This is a genomic window from Mesorhizobium sp. M3A.F.Ca.ET.080.04.2.1, from assembly GCF_003952525.1.
GTDB lineage: Bacteria > Pseudomonadota > Alphaproteobacteria > Rhizobiales > Rhizobiaceae > Mesorhizobium.
Map to the genome: position 1 here is coordinate 2801050 of NZ_CP034451.1, position 16144 is coordinate 2817193.

Below are 16144 nucleotides of genomic sequence, written 5' to 3' on the forward strand. Positions count from 1 at the left end.
GGTCATGACGCCGCCCCGTCTTGGCGGAGGTGATATGAGGAGAAGCCGCGATCCTTCGCGCCCCCCTCTGTCCTGCCGGACATCTCCCCCTCTAGGGGGGAGATTGGCTGTCGCTTCTGCTTTCGCCAACCTCCAACGTGGCGGAATTGGCGAGGCCGAGAAACTGCTGATCTCCCCCCTTGAGGGGGAGATGTCCGGCAGGACAGAGGGGGGTGCCGCGCGCAAACCTTTGTCATGCCTGCTCGTCCATCAGATGCAGGCTCTCGCGATTGAAGGTGAGCATCACCGCTTCGCCCTCGGCCGGCAGCTCGGTACCGGCCGGCACCATGGCGTGGAGCCTGAGCCCATCGGCATCGAGCGCCAGCCTCGTCGTGGCGCCCAAATAGTTGGTCGCGACCATGCGCGCGGCGACGCCGTCGCCGCTCGTCGCACGCGTGACGCGAATGGATTCGGGGCGCAGGCTGCCCCAGCGGCGCTGGCCTGAATAGCGCTGGACGAAGTCCGGTGGCAGCACGTTGGAGGAGCCGACGAAATCGGCGACGAAGCGCGTCCTCGGCCGCTGGTAGATGTCCTCGGGCGTGCCGACCTGCATGATCCGGCCGTCGTTGAAGACGGCGACGCGATCGGCCATGGACAACGCCTCGCCCTGATCATGGGTGACGAAGACGAAGGTTATACCGAGCACCTTCTGCAGCGATTTCAGTTCCTCCTGCATGTTCTCGCGCAGCTTGAGGTCGAGCGCGCCGAGCGGCTCGTCGAGCAGCAGCACCTTGGGCTGGTTGACCAGCGCACGCGCCAGCGCGACGCGCTGGCGCTGGCCGCCGGAGAGCTGGCCGGGGCGGCGCGCGCCGTAGCCCGGCAGGCGCACCATCGACAGCGCCTCTTCCGCTGCCTTCAGCCTCTGCGCCTTGCCGATGCCCTTGACCATCAGGCCGTAGGCGACGTTGTCCAGCACATTCAGGTGCGGAAACAGCGCGTAGTCCTGGAACACGGTGTTGACGTTGCGCCGATAGGGCGGCACGCCTTCGGCGCGCTCGCCGAAGATCGAGATCGAGCCGGCGGTCGGCTGCTCGAAGCCGGCGATCAGGCGCAGGCAGGTTGTCTTGCCGGACCCCGAAGGGCCAAGCATGGCGAAGAACTCGCCCGGCGCGATATCGAGATCGACCGCGTCGACGGCACGCACGCTGCCGAAATGGCGCGAGACTTGTTTGAAGGAAACGGCGGCGGTCATGAGCTGCCCTGAAGGTTCAGGCTTTCAAATTCGGGCGTCTGCGCTGCTGCCCCTCATCCGCCTGCCGGCACCTTCTCCCCGTAAAGGAGGGGGAGAAGGGACAAACTCCAGCGTTGGCGACCCCCTCTCCCCGTTCTTCAGGGGGGAGAGGGTAGGGGTGAAGGGCAGCGCCAACTTTTGAAGGCTAGGCGAATCTACCGCCCGCCGATGACGCCGATATAATCCGACACCCAGCGGTAATAGGGCACGCACTGGCCGTTCTGGCTGGCGCATTTCGACACCGGCGTCTTCCAGAACTTGATCTTGTCGAAATTGTCGTAGCCGTTGGTCTTGCAGCCCTCGTCGCCGAGCAGTTCATTGCCCTTGCAGGCCGCCGGCACGACCGGCAGCGAGCCGAACCAGGACGAGACGTCGCCCTGGACCTTCGGCGACAGCGAGTGCTCGAGCCACATATAGGCGCAGTTCGGATGAGCGGCGTCGGCCTCCATCATGGTGGTGTCTGCCCACCCGGTGACGCCTTCCTCCGGCACCGTCGAGGCGATCGGCTTCTTGGCGGCGACCAGCGTGTTGACCTGATACGGCCACGAGCCGGAGGCGACCACGCCCTCGTTCTGGAAATCGTCGACCTGGATGGCGGCATCATGCCAGTAGCGCCCGACAAGCGTGCGCTGCGTGCGGAGCAGGTCGAGCGCGGCCTTGTACTGGTCCTCGCTGAGCTCGTAAGGATCCTTGATGCCGAGTTCCGGCTTGTGGAACATCAGGTAGTTGGCCGCGTCGGCAATGTGGATCGGCCCGTCATAGGCCTGCACGCGGCCCTTGTTCGACTTGCCGTCGGGCAGCTTCATTTCCTCGAAGACGACATTCCAGCTCTTGGGCGCTTCCTTGAAGACATCGGTGTTGTACATCAGCACGTTCGGGCCCCACTGATAGGGAACGCCATAATGCACCTTGTCGACCGTGAACCAGGGAGCGTCCTTGAGGCGATCGTCGACCGTCTTCCAGCTCGGGACGAGGTCGATGTTGATGGGCTGCACGCGCTTGCCGGCGACGAGGCGCAGCGAGGCGTCGCCTGAAGCCGTCACGAGGTCGAAGCCGCCTTCATTCATCAGCGAGACCATTTCGTCCGACGTGTTGGCGGTCTTCACGTTGACCTTGCAGCCGGTCTCCTTCTCGAAGGCGGACACCCAGTCGTAGTTCTTGTCGGTTTCGCCGCGCTCGATATAGCCCGGCCAGGCGACGATATTGAGCTCGCCTTCGCCCTTGCCGAGTTCCTTGACCTGGGCGACAGCCTGACCCGAGAAGGTCAGCGCAACCGTCAACGCCGTGCATGACTTCAGGAATGCATTCATCGTCGATCTCCCATTTTGGCGCATGACCCCGAAACCGGGCCGGTGTTCGGACCTGGCTATGCGCAACCTGAACGCTGGAGCAGCACGCGCTCCGGCAGCCGCGTTCCCAAGCAGCTTTGTTCCTGAACGGAAAAGTGCTGTGAAAAATCCGCTTTCGCAAATTCATTTATCAGAAAGCCGATATCGGTTTTTCCGATATGCGCCTGTCAGATCCGCTGCCGAACCATGCGCTGCGACTGGGCGAGGCCGATGAAATCGCGCGCGGCCTGCGGCAGGCCCGAGCCGCGGCGCCAGACGGTGCCGACCTGGACAACCGGCAGGGTGCCGGAGATATCGCGGGATTCAATACGGTCACCTTCCAGCGACCAGGGCCGGTAGATGAGGTCAGGCAGCAGCGCAACGCCGGCTCCGGTGGCGACGAGGCTGCGCACGGCCTCGACCGAACGGGTGCGGAAGGCGACATGGGGCCTGGCGCCGATCGCCGCCAGCAGCTTGCCGGTGTTCTCCTCGATCTCGTCGACGGTGAGCATGATGAGCGGCTCCGAGGCAATGTCGCTGATGCCGATGATGTCGGCGCTGGCGAGCTTGTGACTGAGCGGCAGCCACAAGCGGTAGGCGGAGACCTCGAGGATTTCGGACTGCAGCGCGGTGCGGTCGCGCAGGTTGGAGGTCACCATGACGGCGATGTCGAGCTTGCCGCCGACCAGCAGGTGCTCGAGATAGTCGCCATTGTCCTCGATGGCCGATACCTCGACGCCCGGATAGGCGCGGCGGTAGCGGGCGAGCAGGTCGGACAGCACATAGCCTGCAACCAGCGAGGTGACGCCGAGCTGCAGCCGTCCGCCGGCCGTCAGCTGATCGCCGAGAAAGGTCCGGCGAGCGTCCGAGACATCGGCCAGGATCTTAGTCGCGTGGCGCAGGAACTGATGGCCCTTGTGGGTGATGTTGAGGCCGCGCGGATGGCGCTCGAACAGTTCGACGCCGAGATCGCTCTCAAGCTCCTTGATCGCCTCGGTGACGGAGGATTGCGAGATGGAGAGGTTCTGCGCGGCGCCCGACACCGTGCCCTGCTCGGCGACGGCGACGAAGAACTGCAGCTGGCGGATGGTGAAGGCCATGGGCCGACTAAACCACGCTGACGAGTGCCGAGGGAAGTGCTCGGCCGATCGATTGCTGCTCCAGGCAAGCCAGATGTCGCTTCAGTCGGCCGCAATGCTGAGGCGCGCGCCGGCCTGGCTGAGCGCGGCGGCAATGTCGCGCGGCGGCGGCTGGTCGGTGGCGAGCTCGGAAAAGCCATCGAAGCCGCAGACCTGGACCAGCCCCTGGCGGCCGAATTTGCTATGGTCGGTGACGACCAGCGAGCGCTGGCCGCGCGACAGCACCATACGGGCGAACTCCGCTTCCTCCAGCTCGTAGTCGGTCAGGCCGGCGGCGGCGTCGACCGCGCCGATGGAGATCACCGCATGATTGACCGAGAAACGGCTGACGAAGTCTATCGCCGTGACGCCGAAGGCCGCGCCTGAATCGCTGCGCAGCTCGCCGCCGGCCATGTAGACCTTGTTGCCGTTGACCGTCGCGAGCGTGCGGGCGATGTCGGAGGAATTGGTGACCACCGTCAGCCGACGGTGGCCGAGCAGTTCGCGCGCCAGGAAGGACGTCGTGGTGCCAGTGTCCAGCATGATCGACTCGCCGTCGCGGATGGTTGCCGCGACCATGCGGGCGATGCTGCGCTTGGCCTCGGCATTCTCGCGCATGCGGCGCTCGAACGGCGCCTCGCCCGCCATGGACGGCAGGCTGATGGCGCCGTGCATCTTCAGGATCGCACCAGCGTCGGTGAGCGGCCTGACGTCGCGCCGCACCGTCTCCAGCGACACGCCAAGCCGGTCAGCCAGGCTGGCAATGGTGATCGTGCCCTCCTCGCTCAGGAGCCGCAGGATCTCGCCATGCCGTTTCGAATGGATCATCGGGAAGCCGGAGTTTTGCCCGATTCTAAGGCATTCCTAACGCTTTTAAAGGAAATGCTTATGTTTTCGGGCAGAACCCCCAAAAAAGGTCACAGCTTTCAGTTGACAGCCAACTCACACTGGCGTGAGATCATTCCTGCGCAGGCTCGGAACTGCCACGAGAGGGTGATGGTGGGGCCGCAACCGACTGACCAGATCTTCTGGAAGGTGCCTGGCGCAAACATTTTCGAATCCGCGGGGGCGGATGCCGGGATCCGAAAACCTGGCCAAGGGGCTCGTCGGTGCGGTGCGGGATATCACTCCCGACGTCCCGCACCGACGAGGCTTCTCTGTTCTTTCTCACCATCGCATCGTCGACGGCCGGCTGACGCAGGAACAAACTCGTGAGTGCCCCCCTAACTGCCGAAGATCGCATCCGTGCCCTGCCCTGCTGGACCGGCAGCATCGAGATCGAGCCGCTGCCGGGCGGACTCAGCAATGAAAACTATGTGGTCAAGGATGCCGCCGGCAGGCATGTCGTGCGCTTCGGCCAGGACTTCCCGTTCCACCATGTCTTTCGCGAGCGTGAGGTGATGACGGCGCGTGCGGCGCATGCGGCCGGCTTCGCGCCGGCCGTGCGCTATGCCGAGCCCGGAATTCTGGTGACGCAGTTTCTTGGCGCCAGAACCTTTCTCGCAGAGGACGTGCGCGCCAATCTCCGCGATGTGGCCACGCTATTGCGCAGCTTCCATCGCGAGATGCCGAACCATGTCTCCGGTGCCGGTTTCATGTTCTGGGTGTTCCATGTCATTCGCGACTATGCGCGCACGCTGGAAGAGGGCGGCAGCCGCAAGAAGGATGAATTGCCGCGCTATCTGGAACTGGCGGACGAGCTCGAGCGGGCGCAGAAGCTGCTACCGATCGTGTTCGGCCACAACGATCTGTTGCCGGCAAATATCCTCGACGACGGCAAGAGGCTGTGGCTGATCGATTTCGAATATGCCGGCTTCAACACCGCCATGTTCGATCTCGCCGGAGCGGCGTCGAATGCCGGCCTGAGCAATGACGAGTCCTTCGCATTCCTGACGGCCTATTTCATGAAGGAGCCGGACGAGGCAATCCTGCGCTCTCACTCGGCCATGCAATGCGCCTCGCTGCTGCGCGAAGCGATGTGGAGCATGGTGTCTGAACTCTACCTCCACGCGCCGGGCATCGACTACGTCGCCTATACCGAGGAGAACCTGAGGCGGCTCGATGCGGCGCTGGAGAACTACCAGACGAAGTACGGAAAATTGAAGCCATGACGAGCTTGCCAAGCCATGCCGGGATCGTCGTCATCGGCGGCGGCATCATCGGCTGCTCGACGGCCTACCATCTCGCGCGTGACCACAAGGCCGACGTGGTGCTGCTCGAGCAGGGCAAGCTGACCTCAGGCTCGACCTGGCACGCGGCCGGCCTGGTCGGGCAGTTGCGATCGTCGGCCTCGATTACGCGCGTGCTCAAATATTCGGTCGAGCTCTACAAGGGGCTCGAAGCCGAGACCGGGCTCGCCACCGGCTGGAAGATGACCGGGTGCCTGCGGCTGGCGACCAACGCCGACCGCTGGACCGAATTCAAGCGCCTGGCGACGACGGCCAAGAGTTTCGGCATGGACATGCAGCTTCTGTCGCCGGCCGAGGTGAAGCGGATGTGGCCGCTGATGGAGACCGGCGACCTCGTCGGCGCCTCCTGGCTGCCGACCGACGGCCAGGCGAGCCCGTCCGACATCACCCAGTCGCTGGCCAAGGGCGCGCGGATGCATGGCGCGAGACTCTTCGAGGAGGTGCGGGTCACCGGCTTCGAGATGAAGGACGGGCGCATCACGGCGGTGAAGACCGAAAAAGGCGACATCGCCTGCGACAAGGTGGTGAACTGCGCCGGCCAATGGGCACGCCAGGTCGGCGCGATGGCCGGCATCAACGTGCCGCTGCAGCCGGTCAAGCATCAGTACATCATCATTGAGAAGATCGAGGGGCTGGCCAGCGATGCGCCGACGATCCGCGACCCCGACCGCCGCACCTATTTCAAGGAGGAGGTCGGCGGGCTGGTGATGGGCGGCTATGAGCCGAATCCACAGGCCTGGACGACCAGCCTGCCCGGGGGCGACGTTCCCAGCGACTGGGAATTCCGCCTGTTCGACGACGACTACGATCACTTCGAGCAGCATATGGCGCAGGCGATCGAACGCGTGCCGGCGCTCGCCAATGTCGGCGTCAAGCAGATGATCAACGGGCCGGAGAGCTTCACGCCAGACGGCAATTTCATCCTTGGCGTGGCGCCGGAGTGTTCCAACATGTTCGTCGGCGCCGGCTTCAACGCCTTCGGCATTGCCTCGGGCGGCGGCGCCGGCTGGGTGCTGGCGCAATGGGTGGTCGACGGCGAAGCGCCGCTCGATCTGTGGGTGGTCGACATCAGGCGTTTTTCCAACCTGCACCGCGACCGCGACTGGGTCCGCGACCGCACGCTCGAAGCCTATGGCAAGCACTACACGATCGGCTTCCCGCACGAAGAATATATTTCGGGCCGGCCCCGCATCGTCTCGCCGCTCTACGAGCGGCTCAAGGCGCGGCGCGCCGTCTTCGGCTCCAAGCTCGGCTGGGAACGACCGAACTGGTTCGCGCCCAAGGAAATGGCTGCCGAAGACATCTACTCGATGGGACGGCAGAACTGGTTCGACCCGGTCGGTGACGAACATCGCCATGTGCGCGAAAGCGTCGGCGTCTTCGATCAGTCGTCCTTCGCTAAATATGAGGTGGCGGGCGCCGATGCGTTGAAGGCGCTGGACTGGATCTGCGCCAACGACATCAGCAAGCCGGTCGGCCGGCTGACCTACACGCAGCTTCTCAACACGCGCGGCGGCATCGAGGCGGACCTGACGGTGGCGCGGCTCGGCGAGGCCAGGTTCTACATCGTCACCGGCACCGGCTTCCGCACGCATGATTTTTCCTGGATCGGCGATCATGTCGGCAAGGGCCTGGACGTGGCGCTGAAAGACGTCACCGAGGACTACGGCACGCTGTCGCTGATGGGGCCGCGTGCCCGCGATGTGCTGGCCGCCGTGACGGATGCGGATGTTTCCAATGCGGCCTTCCCGTTCGGTCACGCGCGCGAGATATCGATTGCCGGCCACGCGGTGCGGGCGCTGCGCGTGACCTATGTCGGCGAGCTCGGCTGGGAACTGCATGTGCCGATTTCCGCCACCGGCGAAATCTTCGATGCGCTGATGAGGGCCGGACAACCGCACGGCATTCGGCCTGTCGGCTATCGGGCGCTGGAGTCGCTCAGGCTGGAAAAGGGCTACCGTGCCTGGGGATCCGACATCACGCCGAACGACACGCCACAGGAGGCCGGGCTCGGCTGGGCGGTGAAGCTCAGGAAGAACACCGACTTCGTCGGGCGGCGTGCGCTGGAGAAGCAAGCCGGCAAGCCGCTGACCAAGCGTTTTGCCGGCTTCACAGTCGATGATCCGCAGATCGTTCTCGTCGGTCGCGAGACCATCCTGCGCAATGGCGAGCCTGTCGGCTACCTCACCAGTGGCGGCTATGGCTACACGGTGACCAAGAACATCGGCTATGGCTATGTGCGCAACGCCGACGGCGTCAGCGACGATTTCCTCACCTCTGGCAACTATGAACTGGTGGTGGCGATGGATCGAACGCCGGCAAGGATCCATCTCCGGCCGATGTACGATCCGGCGGGAGAGAAGATAAAAGGCTAGTCCGAGAACGGGTCAGCGAACACGCAACACGAGGCAACGGCTTGGCACCGTATCGCCCTCGCCGGGCATCGAGGCGTAGGGCCGTGTCTCTTCGACCCGGGTCACGGCGCCTTTCGCTTCGAGGTCGGCGATTCGATCGGCAAAGCCGGCCTGCCAGAGCGTGTTCTTCACCGTCAGCACGATGATGCCGCCGGGGCGGCAGATGCGGATCAGCTCGTCCAGGCCCTCGCTGCCGACATGGCCGGAGGTGAAGACGCCCGCGGAGACGATGCCGGCATAGGCGCCGTCGGTAAAGGGCAAAGGCCCGCCCATGGCCAGGCGATGCAGCGCCGAGTAGACGCCCTTGGCGGCCGCGCGGTCCAGCATGCCCTGCGAGATATCGAGCGCCTCGACGTTCGGATAGCCGGTGATGGCCAGCCATTCGCCAATCAGGCCGGTGCCGGCGCCAGCGTCGAGCAAAGGTTCGGCGCCACGCGGGAGATGACGGGCAATCAGCGCCAGGCAGATCGTCGGATGGCGGTAGCCGGCCGCCGACATGTCGGCGTCATAGGTTTCGGCCCAGTTGTCATAGATCGCGGCTACTTCGTCCGGCCGCGTTGCCGCATAGGCGGCGTTCAACGCGCTGTTGTGCTTGCCGTCCGTCATTGCCGCTCCCGGGCCGAATCTTGTGCATCCGATGATAGCCAAGCGGCGAAAACTGTGGAACCGTTCCGCCATAAACATGGTGTGAAGGTTAAAATCGGGGGTGACGATGGACGAGGCGAGAGCGGCACTGGCCGCAATTCCTGCACTGGCCGGCTATAGCGGCCCGTTGGAGCGCCTCGGTGGCCTCACCAACCTCGTCTACAGGGCTGGCCACATCTGCCTGCGCGTCCCCGGCAAGGGCACGGCGGAATATATCAATCGCGCGAACGAGGCGGTGGCGGCGCGCGAGGCGGCAAAGGCCGGCGTCAGTCCCGAGGTGCTCCATGCCGATCCGGCATCGGGACTGATGGCGACACGCTTCATCGCCGGCGCCGAGACGATGTCGCCTCAGAAGTTCAAAACCAGACCGGGCAGCCCGGCGCGCGCCGGCGAGGCCTTCCGCAAGCTGCATTCTTCCGGCGCGGTCTTTCCCTTCCGCTTCGAATTGTTCGCCATGATCGACGACTATCTGAAGGTGCTGTCGACCAAGGATGTCGCCTTGCCCGTCGGCTACCACGACGTGGTGCGCGAGGCAGGCAGCGTGCGCGACGCTCTTGCCGCGCACCCGATCCAGCTCGCCGCCTGCCACTGCGACCCGCTCTGCGAGAATTTCCTCGATGCGGGCGACAGGATGTGGATCGTCGACTGGGAATATTCGGGCATGAACGACCCGCTCTGGGACCTTGGCGACCTTTCGGTCGAAGGCAGATTTGACGCCGCTCAAGACGAAGAGTTGATGCGCGCCTATTTCGGCGGCGACGCACGGCCGGCCGAACGCGGCCGCCTCGTCATCTACAAGGCGATGTGCGATCTGCTGTGGACACTGTGGGGGCTGATCCAGCTCGCCAACGACAATCCGGTCGATGATTTCCGCGCCTATGCCGACGGCCGCTTTGCCCGATGTAAGGCATTGATGGAGACGGCGGAGTTCTCGCGGCATCTCACTGCTGTGCGAGAAGGCTGAATTGCAAGATCCTTATCGTTAATTGACGCCCTTAGGCACGTTCTCCGGAGGGACCTCGGTCTCCACCACCTTCTGGCGGTGGAAGATGAACATGCCCGCGAGCACGACGATCGCCGAGCCGACCAGGATGCGCGGGCTGGGCACCTCGCCGAAGAAGGCCAGGCCGAAGACAACGGCCCACAACAGCAGGCTGTAGTGCAGCGGCGCCAGCGTCGAGGCGGGCGCCAGCTTCAGTGCCCTGGTGATCATCAGGTGGGCGGAGCAGGCGACGACGCCGAGCAAGAGCATGGCGCAGCAATCGAGCGCGGACGGCGTGCGCCAGCCACCGATGGTCAGCGCGCCGCCGACGAGCAGCGTGGCGATCGTCTGCCAGGTGACCAAAGTGGTGTCGCTGGTGCCGCGCAAACGCCGGCTGAGGATGATGGCCAAGCCAAAGGCGATGCTGCCGATCAGCGCGTAGGTCGACGACAGCGAGAAGGCAGCCGATGAGGGTTTCAGGATGATCAGCACGCCGCAAAAGCCGACCATGATTGCCAGCCAGCGGCGCCAGCCGACCTTCTCGCCGAGCAGAAAATGGGAAAGTGCGGCGACGTAGATCGGTCCGGCCATGTAAAAGCTCATCACATCGGCGAGCGGCAGATAGACGAGCGCGGCGTAAAAAAGTCCGGTATCGGTCGTGGTCGCCACCACGCGCAACAACTGCAACACCGGCCGTTCCATGTGGAACAACTTGCCCTTGCCCTGGGTCGCCATCATTGGGCCGAGCACAATGAAGGCGCCGATCGATCGGATCAGCATCACCTGGCCGACCGAGAAGCTGGCGACCATCCATTTGCCCATCGCGTCGTTGAGCGCGAACATGAAGTCCCCGGCCAGCATCAGAAGGATGCCGGCCAGCAGAGCGTTCCTCATCGTGAAATTGCGGGCAAGGGATCGGGCCATGCCGGCTCGTAGCCGTAAGCGGGCGCTTTGACGAGGGAAATTCGGGCCATCGGTAAGACCAGCGGCGGGAATCGGCTGGCTCTAGCCAGCATTATGCCGCCGGTTCACCTGCGCCGGACGGCCGGCGATCGATAGTCGCGTCTCTTGCCTTGTCCGCTCCGCCACCACCTTGCCGCTGGCGATGACGCAGAGGCGCTCCGGCCGAAGGCGAACGGCCTCGATCGGGTTGCCGGCATCGAGCACGACAAGGCTGGCGCGCTTGCCGACGGCAAGGCCGAGATGCTCAAGGCCCATGATGGCGGCGTTGACGTTGGTGACCATGTCGAAACATCGCGCCATGTCGGCCGGGCTCGACATCTGGGCGACATGCAGGCCCATGAAGGCGACGTCCAGCATGTCGGCAGTGCCCAGCGAGTACCACGGGTCGAGCACGCAATCCTGGCCCCAGCCGACGCGGATGCCGAGCGCCAGCATCTCCTTCACCCGGGTCAGGCCGCGCCGCTTCGGGAAGGTGTCGTGGCGTCCCTGCAGCATGATGTTGATCAGCGGATTGGGAATGGCTGAGACACCGGCCTCGGCGATCAGCGGCAGGAGTTTCGAGACGTAGTAATTGTCCATCGAATGCATCGAGGTGAGGTGCGAGCCGGCGACCCTGCCCTGCAGGCCGAGCCGCTGGGTCTCATAGGCAAGCTGCTCGATGTGGCGCGACAGCGGATCGTCGGTCTCGTCGCAATGCATGTCGACCATCAAGCCGCGCTTCTCCGCGATCTCGCAAAGCTCCGTCACGGATCGGGTACCGTCGGCCATGGTGCGTTCGAAATGCGGGATGCCGCCGACGATGTCGACACCGAGATCGAGGGCGCGGATCGTGTTTTCGCGGGCCGTGGGCGAACGGTAGAGCCCGTCCTGCGGGAAGGCGACCAGTTGCAGGTCGATATATGGCGCGACGGTTTTCTTGACGTCCAGCAACGCCTCGACGGCGAGCAGCCGGTCGTCGCAGACATCGACATGGGTGCGGATGGCGAGCAGGCCCATCGACACCGCCCAGTCGCAATAGGCGAGCGCGCGGTCGCGCACCGCTTCATGCGCCAGCAGCGGCTTCAATTCACCCCAGAGCGCAATGCCCTCCAGCAGCGTGCCTGACGCATTGATGCGCGGAATGCCGTAGGAAAGCGTGGCGTCCATGTGGAAATGCGGATCGACGAAGGGCGGGGAGACGAGATTGCCGCGCGCGTCGATTTCGGTGCGAGCCGAAACCGGCAACTCGGGTTCAATCGCCCGGATGGTCTCGCCGGCGATGCCGATGTCGGCGGTCCTGCCGTCCGGCAGCGTGCCGCCGCGCACGATGAGGTCGAAATCCATCAGTCGTCATCCTCCCATGAATCGGCATCCGTCGTGGCGCAAAAGACACCTGCTTCGCTGCCGCTTCATTCCGCCAGCGCGAAAGGTTTCCTCCGGTCCCAACTCGCTCTATAAGCCGCCTCTCGCCTCCGTGGCGAATCCGAAATTCGTGCAGCCAGCATGGGGGCGGTCGTTTGTTTCGCTTCTTCCGCTCGACGGAGAACCAGCGCCTTATCGCGAGGTTGGTGCGGGAATCCTTCCACGAGCATAAGTTCGGCTATGGCGCCGCCATAGTGTCGATGCTGGTGGTAGCCGCCATGACGGGGGCGAGCGCCTGGATCCTGAAGGAGATCACCAATGAATTCGTGGTCTTCAAGAGAGCGGATCGCGTCAACCTGATCGCTGCCGGGGTGGCCGCCATCTTCGTCCTGAAGGGCCTCGCGACATTCGTCCAGGCCTATTTCATGAGCCGGGTCGGCAACGCCATCATCGCCGACCGGCAGCGCAAGATCTATGACCGCATCCTCGCGCAGGGCATCGAGTTCTACCATTCGACCTCGTCGTCCGACCTGATCACGCGCATGACCAACAACGCGCAGGCCGCGCGCAGCGTGCTCGATCTTGTCGTGACGTCCTATGTGCGCGATCTGGTGACGTTGATCGTGCTGGTGCTGGTCATGATCTGGCAGCAGCCGGTGCTGTCGCTGATCTGCTTCGCCGTCGGGCCCGTGGCCATCTACGGCATCAACCGCATCCTGAAGCGCGTCCGCAAGATTGCGCAAATGGAGTTCCGCTCGCTCGGACAGATCGTGCATGTGATGCAAGAGACGGCGATCGGCGTGCGCGTCGTCAAATCCTTCAATCTCGAAGGCGCCATGCGCAAGCGAATGTACAAGGCGGTGTCCGACGTCCAGAACCGCGCCAACAACATTGCCACGCTGGAAGCCGCCACCAGCCCGGTGATGGAAACGCTTGCCGGCCTGGCGATCGCCGGCGCGGTCTTCGTCAGCGGCTTCCTGGTGCTCGAGGGCGGCCAGATGCCGGGCAACATCATGGCCTTCATCGCGGCGCTGCTGCTCGCCTATGAGCCGGCCAAGCGCCTTGCCCGCGTGCGCATTTCACTGGAGACGGGCATCGTCGGCGTGCGCATGATGTTCCAGCTCGCCGACCGCCCGCTGACGCTGGCCGAAAAGCCAGACGCAAAGCCGCTGCAGCCCGGGCCAGGCAAGATAGGCTTCGAGAATGTGAGCTTCGCCTATCCCGAAAGCCCGCCGGTGTTCGAAGGCCTCGATCTGACCCTGGCGCCTGGCAAGATGACGGCTCTGGTCGGGCCTTCGGGCAGCGGCAAGTCGACGATCCTGAACCTGATCATGCGCATGTACGACCCGCAGAGCGGCAAGGTGACGTTGGACGGCCAGGACATCGCTCAAGCGACGCTCGCCTCGCTCAGGGAAAAAATCGCCTATGTCAGCCAGGACACGTTCCTGTTTGCCGGCACGATCATGCACAATATCCGGCTTGGCCGCCAGGATGCGACCGAAGCCGAGGTGATCGCCGCCGCCAAGGCGGCCAACGCACATGACTTCATCAGCGCCATGGCCAAGGGCTACGAGACGGAAGTGGGTGAGAACGGCTCGCTGCTGTCGGGCGGCCAGCGCCAGCGCATCTCGATAGCGCGCGCCATGCTGCGCAATGCCGAGATCCTGCTGCTCGACGAGGCGACCAGCGCGCTTGACGCCGAATCGGAGGCGCTGTTCCGTGACGCGCTGCAGCAGCTCACCCTCGGGCGCACGACGATCGTGATCGCGCACCGGCTTTCGACCGTGCACCAGGCCGACACGATCGTGGTGCTGGAAAATGGCAAGGTGCTGGAAAGCGGACCGCACAAGACCCTGCTCAAGCAGGGCGGCCTTTATCAGAAGCTTTATGAATATCAGCTGATGCCGTAGGGCTGGCTCCCCCTTCTCCCCTTCTTGCGGGAGAAGGTGGGGAGCCTGGCTCACTCCGGCACGATCCGCACCGCGCCCTTGTCGGCGCTGGTGGCGAAGGCGGCGTAGGCGCGCAGCGCGGTCGTCACCTTGCGCTTGCGCTTTTCCTCCGGCTTCCAGGCGTCCGCGCCCTTCGCCGCCATCGCGGCACGACGCGTCTCCAGCTCAGCGTCGCTGACGGCAAGGCGGATGGTGCGGTTGGGGATGTCGATCTCGATCGTGTCGCCTTCCCTGACCAGCCCGATCGCACCGCCTTCGGCGGCTTCCGGCGAGACGTGGCCGATCGACAGACCCGACGTGCCGCCGGAGAAGCGGCCGTCAGTGATCAGCGCGCAGGCTTTGCCGAGGCCCTTCGATTTCAGGTAGCTGGTCGGGTAGAGCATCTCCTGCATGCCGGGGCCGCCGCGCGGTCCCTCATAGCGGATGACGACGATGTCGCCGGCTTTGATCTCGTTGCCGAGGATCGCCTTGACCGAGGCATCCTGGCTCTCGAAGACGCGGGCCGGGCCGGTGAACTTCAGGATCGACTCGTCGACGCCGGCCGTCTTCACGATACAGCCGTCCAGCGCCAGATTGCCCTTCAGCACGGCGAGGCCGCCATCCTTCGAGAACGGCGTCTTTGACGAGCGGATGACGCCCGTCTCGCGGTTCGTGTCCAGCTCGTCCCAGCGGCGGTCCTGGCTGAAGGCGACCTGCGTCGGCACGCCGCCGGGCGCGGCGCGGAAGAAGTCGCGCACGTTCTGCGCGGAGGTGCGGGCGATGTCCCAGTGGTCGAGCGCCTCGCCGAGCGTAGCGGTGTGCACCGTCGGCAGATCGCGGTTGATCAGACCGGCCTCATCGAGCTGGCCGAGAATGGCCATGATGCCGCCGGCGCGGTGAACATCCTCCATGTGCACGTCCGACTTGGCCGGCGCGACCTTGCAGAGCACCGGCACTTTCCGCGACAGCCGGTCGATATCCTCCATGGTGAAATCGACCTCGCCTTCATGCGCGGCGGCCAGAATGTGCAGCACCGTGTTGGTCGACCCCCCCATGGCGATGTCGAGGGCCATGGCGTTCTCGAAGGCGCCCTTCGAGGCGATGCTGCGCGGCAGCGCGCTTTCGTCCTCCTGCTCGTAATAGCGCTGGGCGAGATCGACGATGAGGTGCCCGGCCTCGACGAACAGGCGCTTGCGGTCGGCATGCGTGGCCAAAGTCGAGCCGTTGCCGGGCAGCGACAGGCCGAGCGCCTCGGTCAGGCAGTTCATCGAATTGGCGGTGAACATGCCGGAGCAGGAGCCGCAGGTCGGACAGGCCGAGCGCTCGATGACCTTGACGTCCTCGTCGGAAATCTTGTCGTCGGCGGCGGCGACCATGGCGTCGACCAGGTCGAGCGCCTGCGTCTTGCCGGCGAGCACCACCTTGCCCGCCTCCATCGGTCCGCCGGAGACGAAGACGGTCGGGATGTTGAGGCGAAGCGACGCCATCAGCATGCCGGGCGTGATCTTGTCGCAGTTGGAGATGCAGACAATGGCGTCGGCGCAATGCGCATTAACCATGTACTCGACGGAATCGGCGATCAGCTCGCGCGACGGCAGCGAGTAGAGCATGCCGTCATGCCCCATGGCGATGCCGTCATCGACGGCGATGGTGTTGAATTCCTTGGCGACGCCGCCGGCCTTCTCGATCTCGCGCGCGACGAGCTGCCCGAGGTCCTTAAGATGTACGTGGCCCGGCACGAACTGGGTGAAGGAGTTGACCACCGCGATGATCGGCTTGCCGAAATCCGTGTCCTTCATGCCGGTGGCGCGCCACAGGCCACGAGCGCCGGCCATGTTGCGGCCATGGGTGGTGGTGCGGGAACGATAGGCGGGCATCAAATTGTCCTTGCTGGCTGGCCGCGCCCAAGTCTGGCGCGGCGGCGCTGAATTCAATCGGCAGCGGTTATAGCGACCCCTGCCCGGCC

The 16144-nt window shown here is 64.6% G+C and carries 12 protein-coding genes; 4 read left to right on the forward strand and 8 right to left on the reverse strand.

All coding sequences use genetic code 11. The annotated features are described in order from the left end of the window. Positions 1–232: 232 nt before the first annotated feature. The 4 genes from EJ074_RS13375 to EJ074_RS13390 all read right to left on the reverse strand — a co-directional run bounded on the left by EJ074_RS13375 (position 233) and on the right by EJ074_RS13390 (position 4544). Positions 233–1231: an ABC transporter ATP-binding protein gene (locus EJ074_RS13375; RefSeq protein WP_095806628.1), complete on the reverse strand. Its 999-nt coding sequence runs from the start codon at positions 1229–1231 to the stop codon at positions 233–235. 194 nt (positions 1232–1425) lie between these two features. Continuing rightward, positions 1426–2580 (reverse strand): ABC transporter substrate-binding protein, encoded by a 1155-nt coding sequence (locus EJ074_RS13380; protein ID WP_095806629.1) that lies wholly within the window; start codon positions 2578–2580, stop codon positions 1426–1428. Between the two features lie 206 nt (positions 2581–2786). Continuing rightward, positions 2787–3698: a LysR substrate-binding domain-containing protein gene (locus EJ074_RS13385; protein ID WP_095806630.1), complete on the reverse strand. Its 912-nt coding sequence runs from the start codon at positions 3696–3698 to the stop codon at positions 2787–2789. 81 nt (positions 3699–3779) lie between these two features. Beyond that, positions 3780–4544, reverse strand: coding sequence for a DeoR/GlpR family DNA-binding transcription regulator (locus tag EJ074_RS13390; protein ID WP_095806631.1), 765 nt, complete (start codon positions 4542–4544; stop codon positions 3780–3782). 383 nt (positions 4545–4927) lie between these two features. Between EJ074_RS13390 and EJ074_RS13400 the strand changes: the two genes are divergently transcribed. Together EJ074_RS13400 and EJ074_RS13405 are read left to right on the forward strand one after the other, a co-directional pair. Next, positions 4928–5827, forward strand: a complete 900-nt coding sequence (locus EJ074_RS13400; RefSeq protein ID WP_095806632.1) for a phosphotransferase family protein — start codon at positions 4928–4930, stop codon at positions 5825–5827. Beyond that, positions 5824–8280, forward strand: a complete 2457-nt coding sequence (locus EJ074_RS13405; protein WP_095806633.1) for an FAD-dependent oxidoreductase — start codon at positions 5824–5826, stop codon at positions 8278–8280. Before EJ074_RS13400 ends, EJ074_RS13405 begins: the two co-directional genes overlap by 4 nt. Positions 8281–8292: 12 nt before the next feature. Here EJ074_RS13405 and EJ074_RS13410 read toward each other — a convergent pair whose 3' ends face one another. Next, positions 8293–8925 carry a methyltransferase domain-containing protein gene (locus tag EJ074_RS13410; RefSeq protein WP_095806634.1) on the reverse strand — a complete coding sequence of 211 codons (633 nt, stop codon included), beginning with the start codon at positions 8923–8925 and terminating at the stop codon, positions 8293–8295. Positions 8926–9025: 100 nt separating this feature from the next. On the opposite strand from EJ074_RS13410, the gene EJ074_RS13415 reads away from it, so the two are divergent. After that, positions 9026–9928 (forward strand): phosphotransferase family protein, encoded by a 903-nt coding sequence (locus tag EJ074_RS13415; RefSeq protein ID WP_095806635.1) that lies wholly within the window; start codon positions 9026–9028, stop codon positions 9926–9928. 18 nt (positions 9929–9946) lie between these two features. Here EJ074_RS13415 and EJ074_RS13420 read toward each other — a convergent pair whose 3' ends face one another. Together EJ074_RS13420 and EJ074_RS13425 are read right to left on the reverse strand one after the other, a co-directional pair. Then, positions 9947–10870: a DMT family transporter gene (locus EJ074_RS13420; RefSeq protein WP_095806636.1), complete on the reverse strand. Its 924-nt coding sequence runs from the start codon at positions 10868–10870 to the stop codon at positions 9947–9949. Positions 10871–10951: 81 nt separating this feature from the next. Next, complete coding sequence (locus EJ074_RS13425) at positions 10952–12232, reverse strand: amidohydrolase family protein (RefSeq protein WP_095806637.1); 1281 nt, start codon at positions 12230–12232, stop codon at positions 10952–10954. Positions 12233–12405: 173 nt separating this feature from the next. On the opposite strand from EJ074_RS13425, the gene EJ074_RS13430 reads away from it, so the two are divergent. After that, positions 12406–14160 carry an ABC transporter ATP-binding protein gene (locus tag EJ074_RS13430; protein ID WP_095806638.1) on the forward strand — a complete coding sequence of 585 codons (1755 nt, stop codon included), beginning with the start codon at positions 12406–12408 and terminating at the stop codon, positions 14158–14160. Positions 14161–14210: 50 nt separating this feature from the next. Here EJ074_RS13430 and ilvD read toward each other — a convergent pair whose 3' ends face one another. After that, complete coding sequence (gene ilvD / locus EJ074_RS13435; RefSeq protein WP_095806639.1) at positions 14211–16055, reverse strand: dihydroxy-acid dehydratase; 1845 nt, start codon at positions 16053–16055, stop codon at positions 14211–14213. Between the last annotated feature and the right edge of the window lie 89 nt (positions 16056–16144).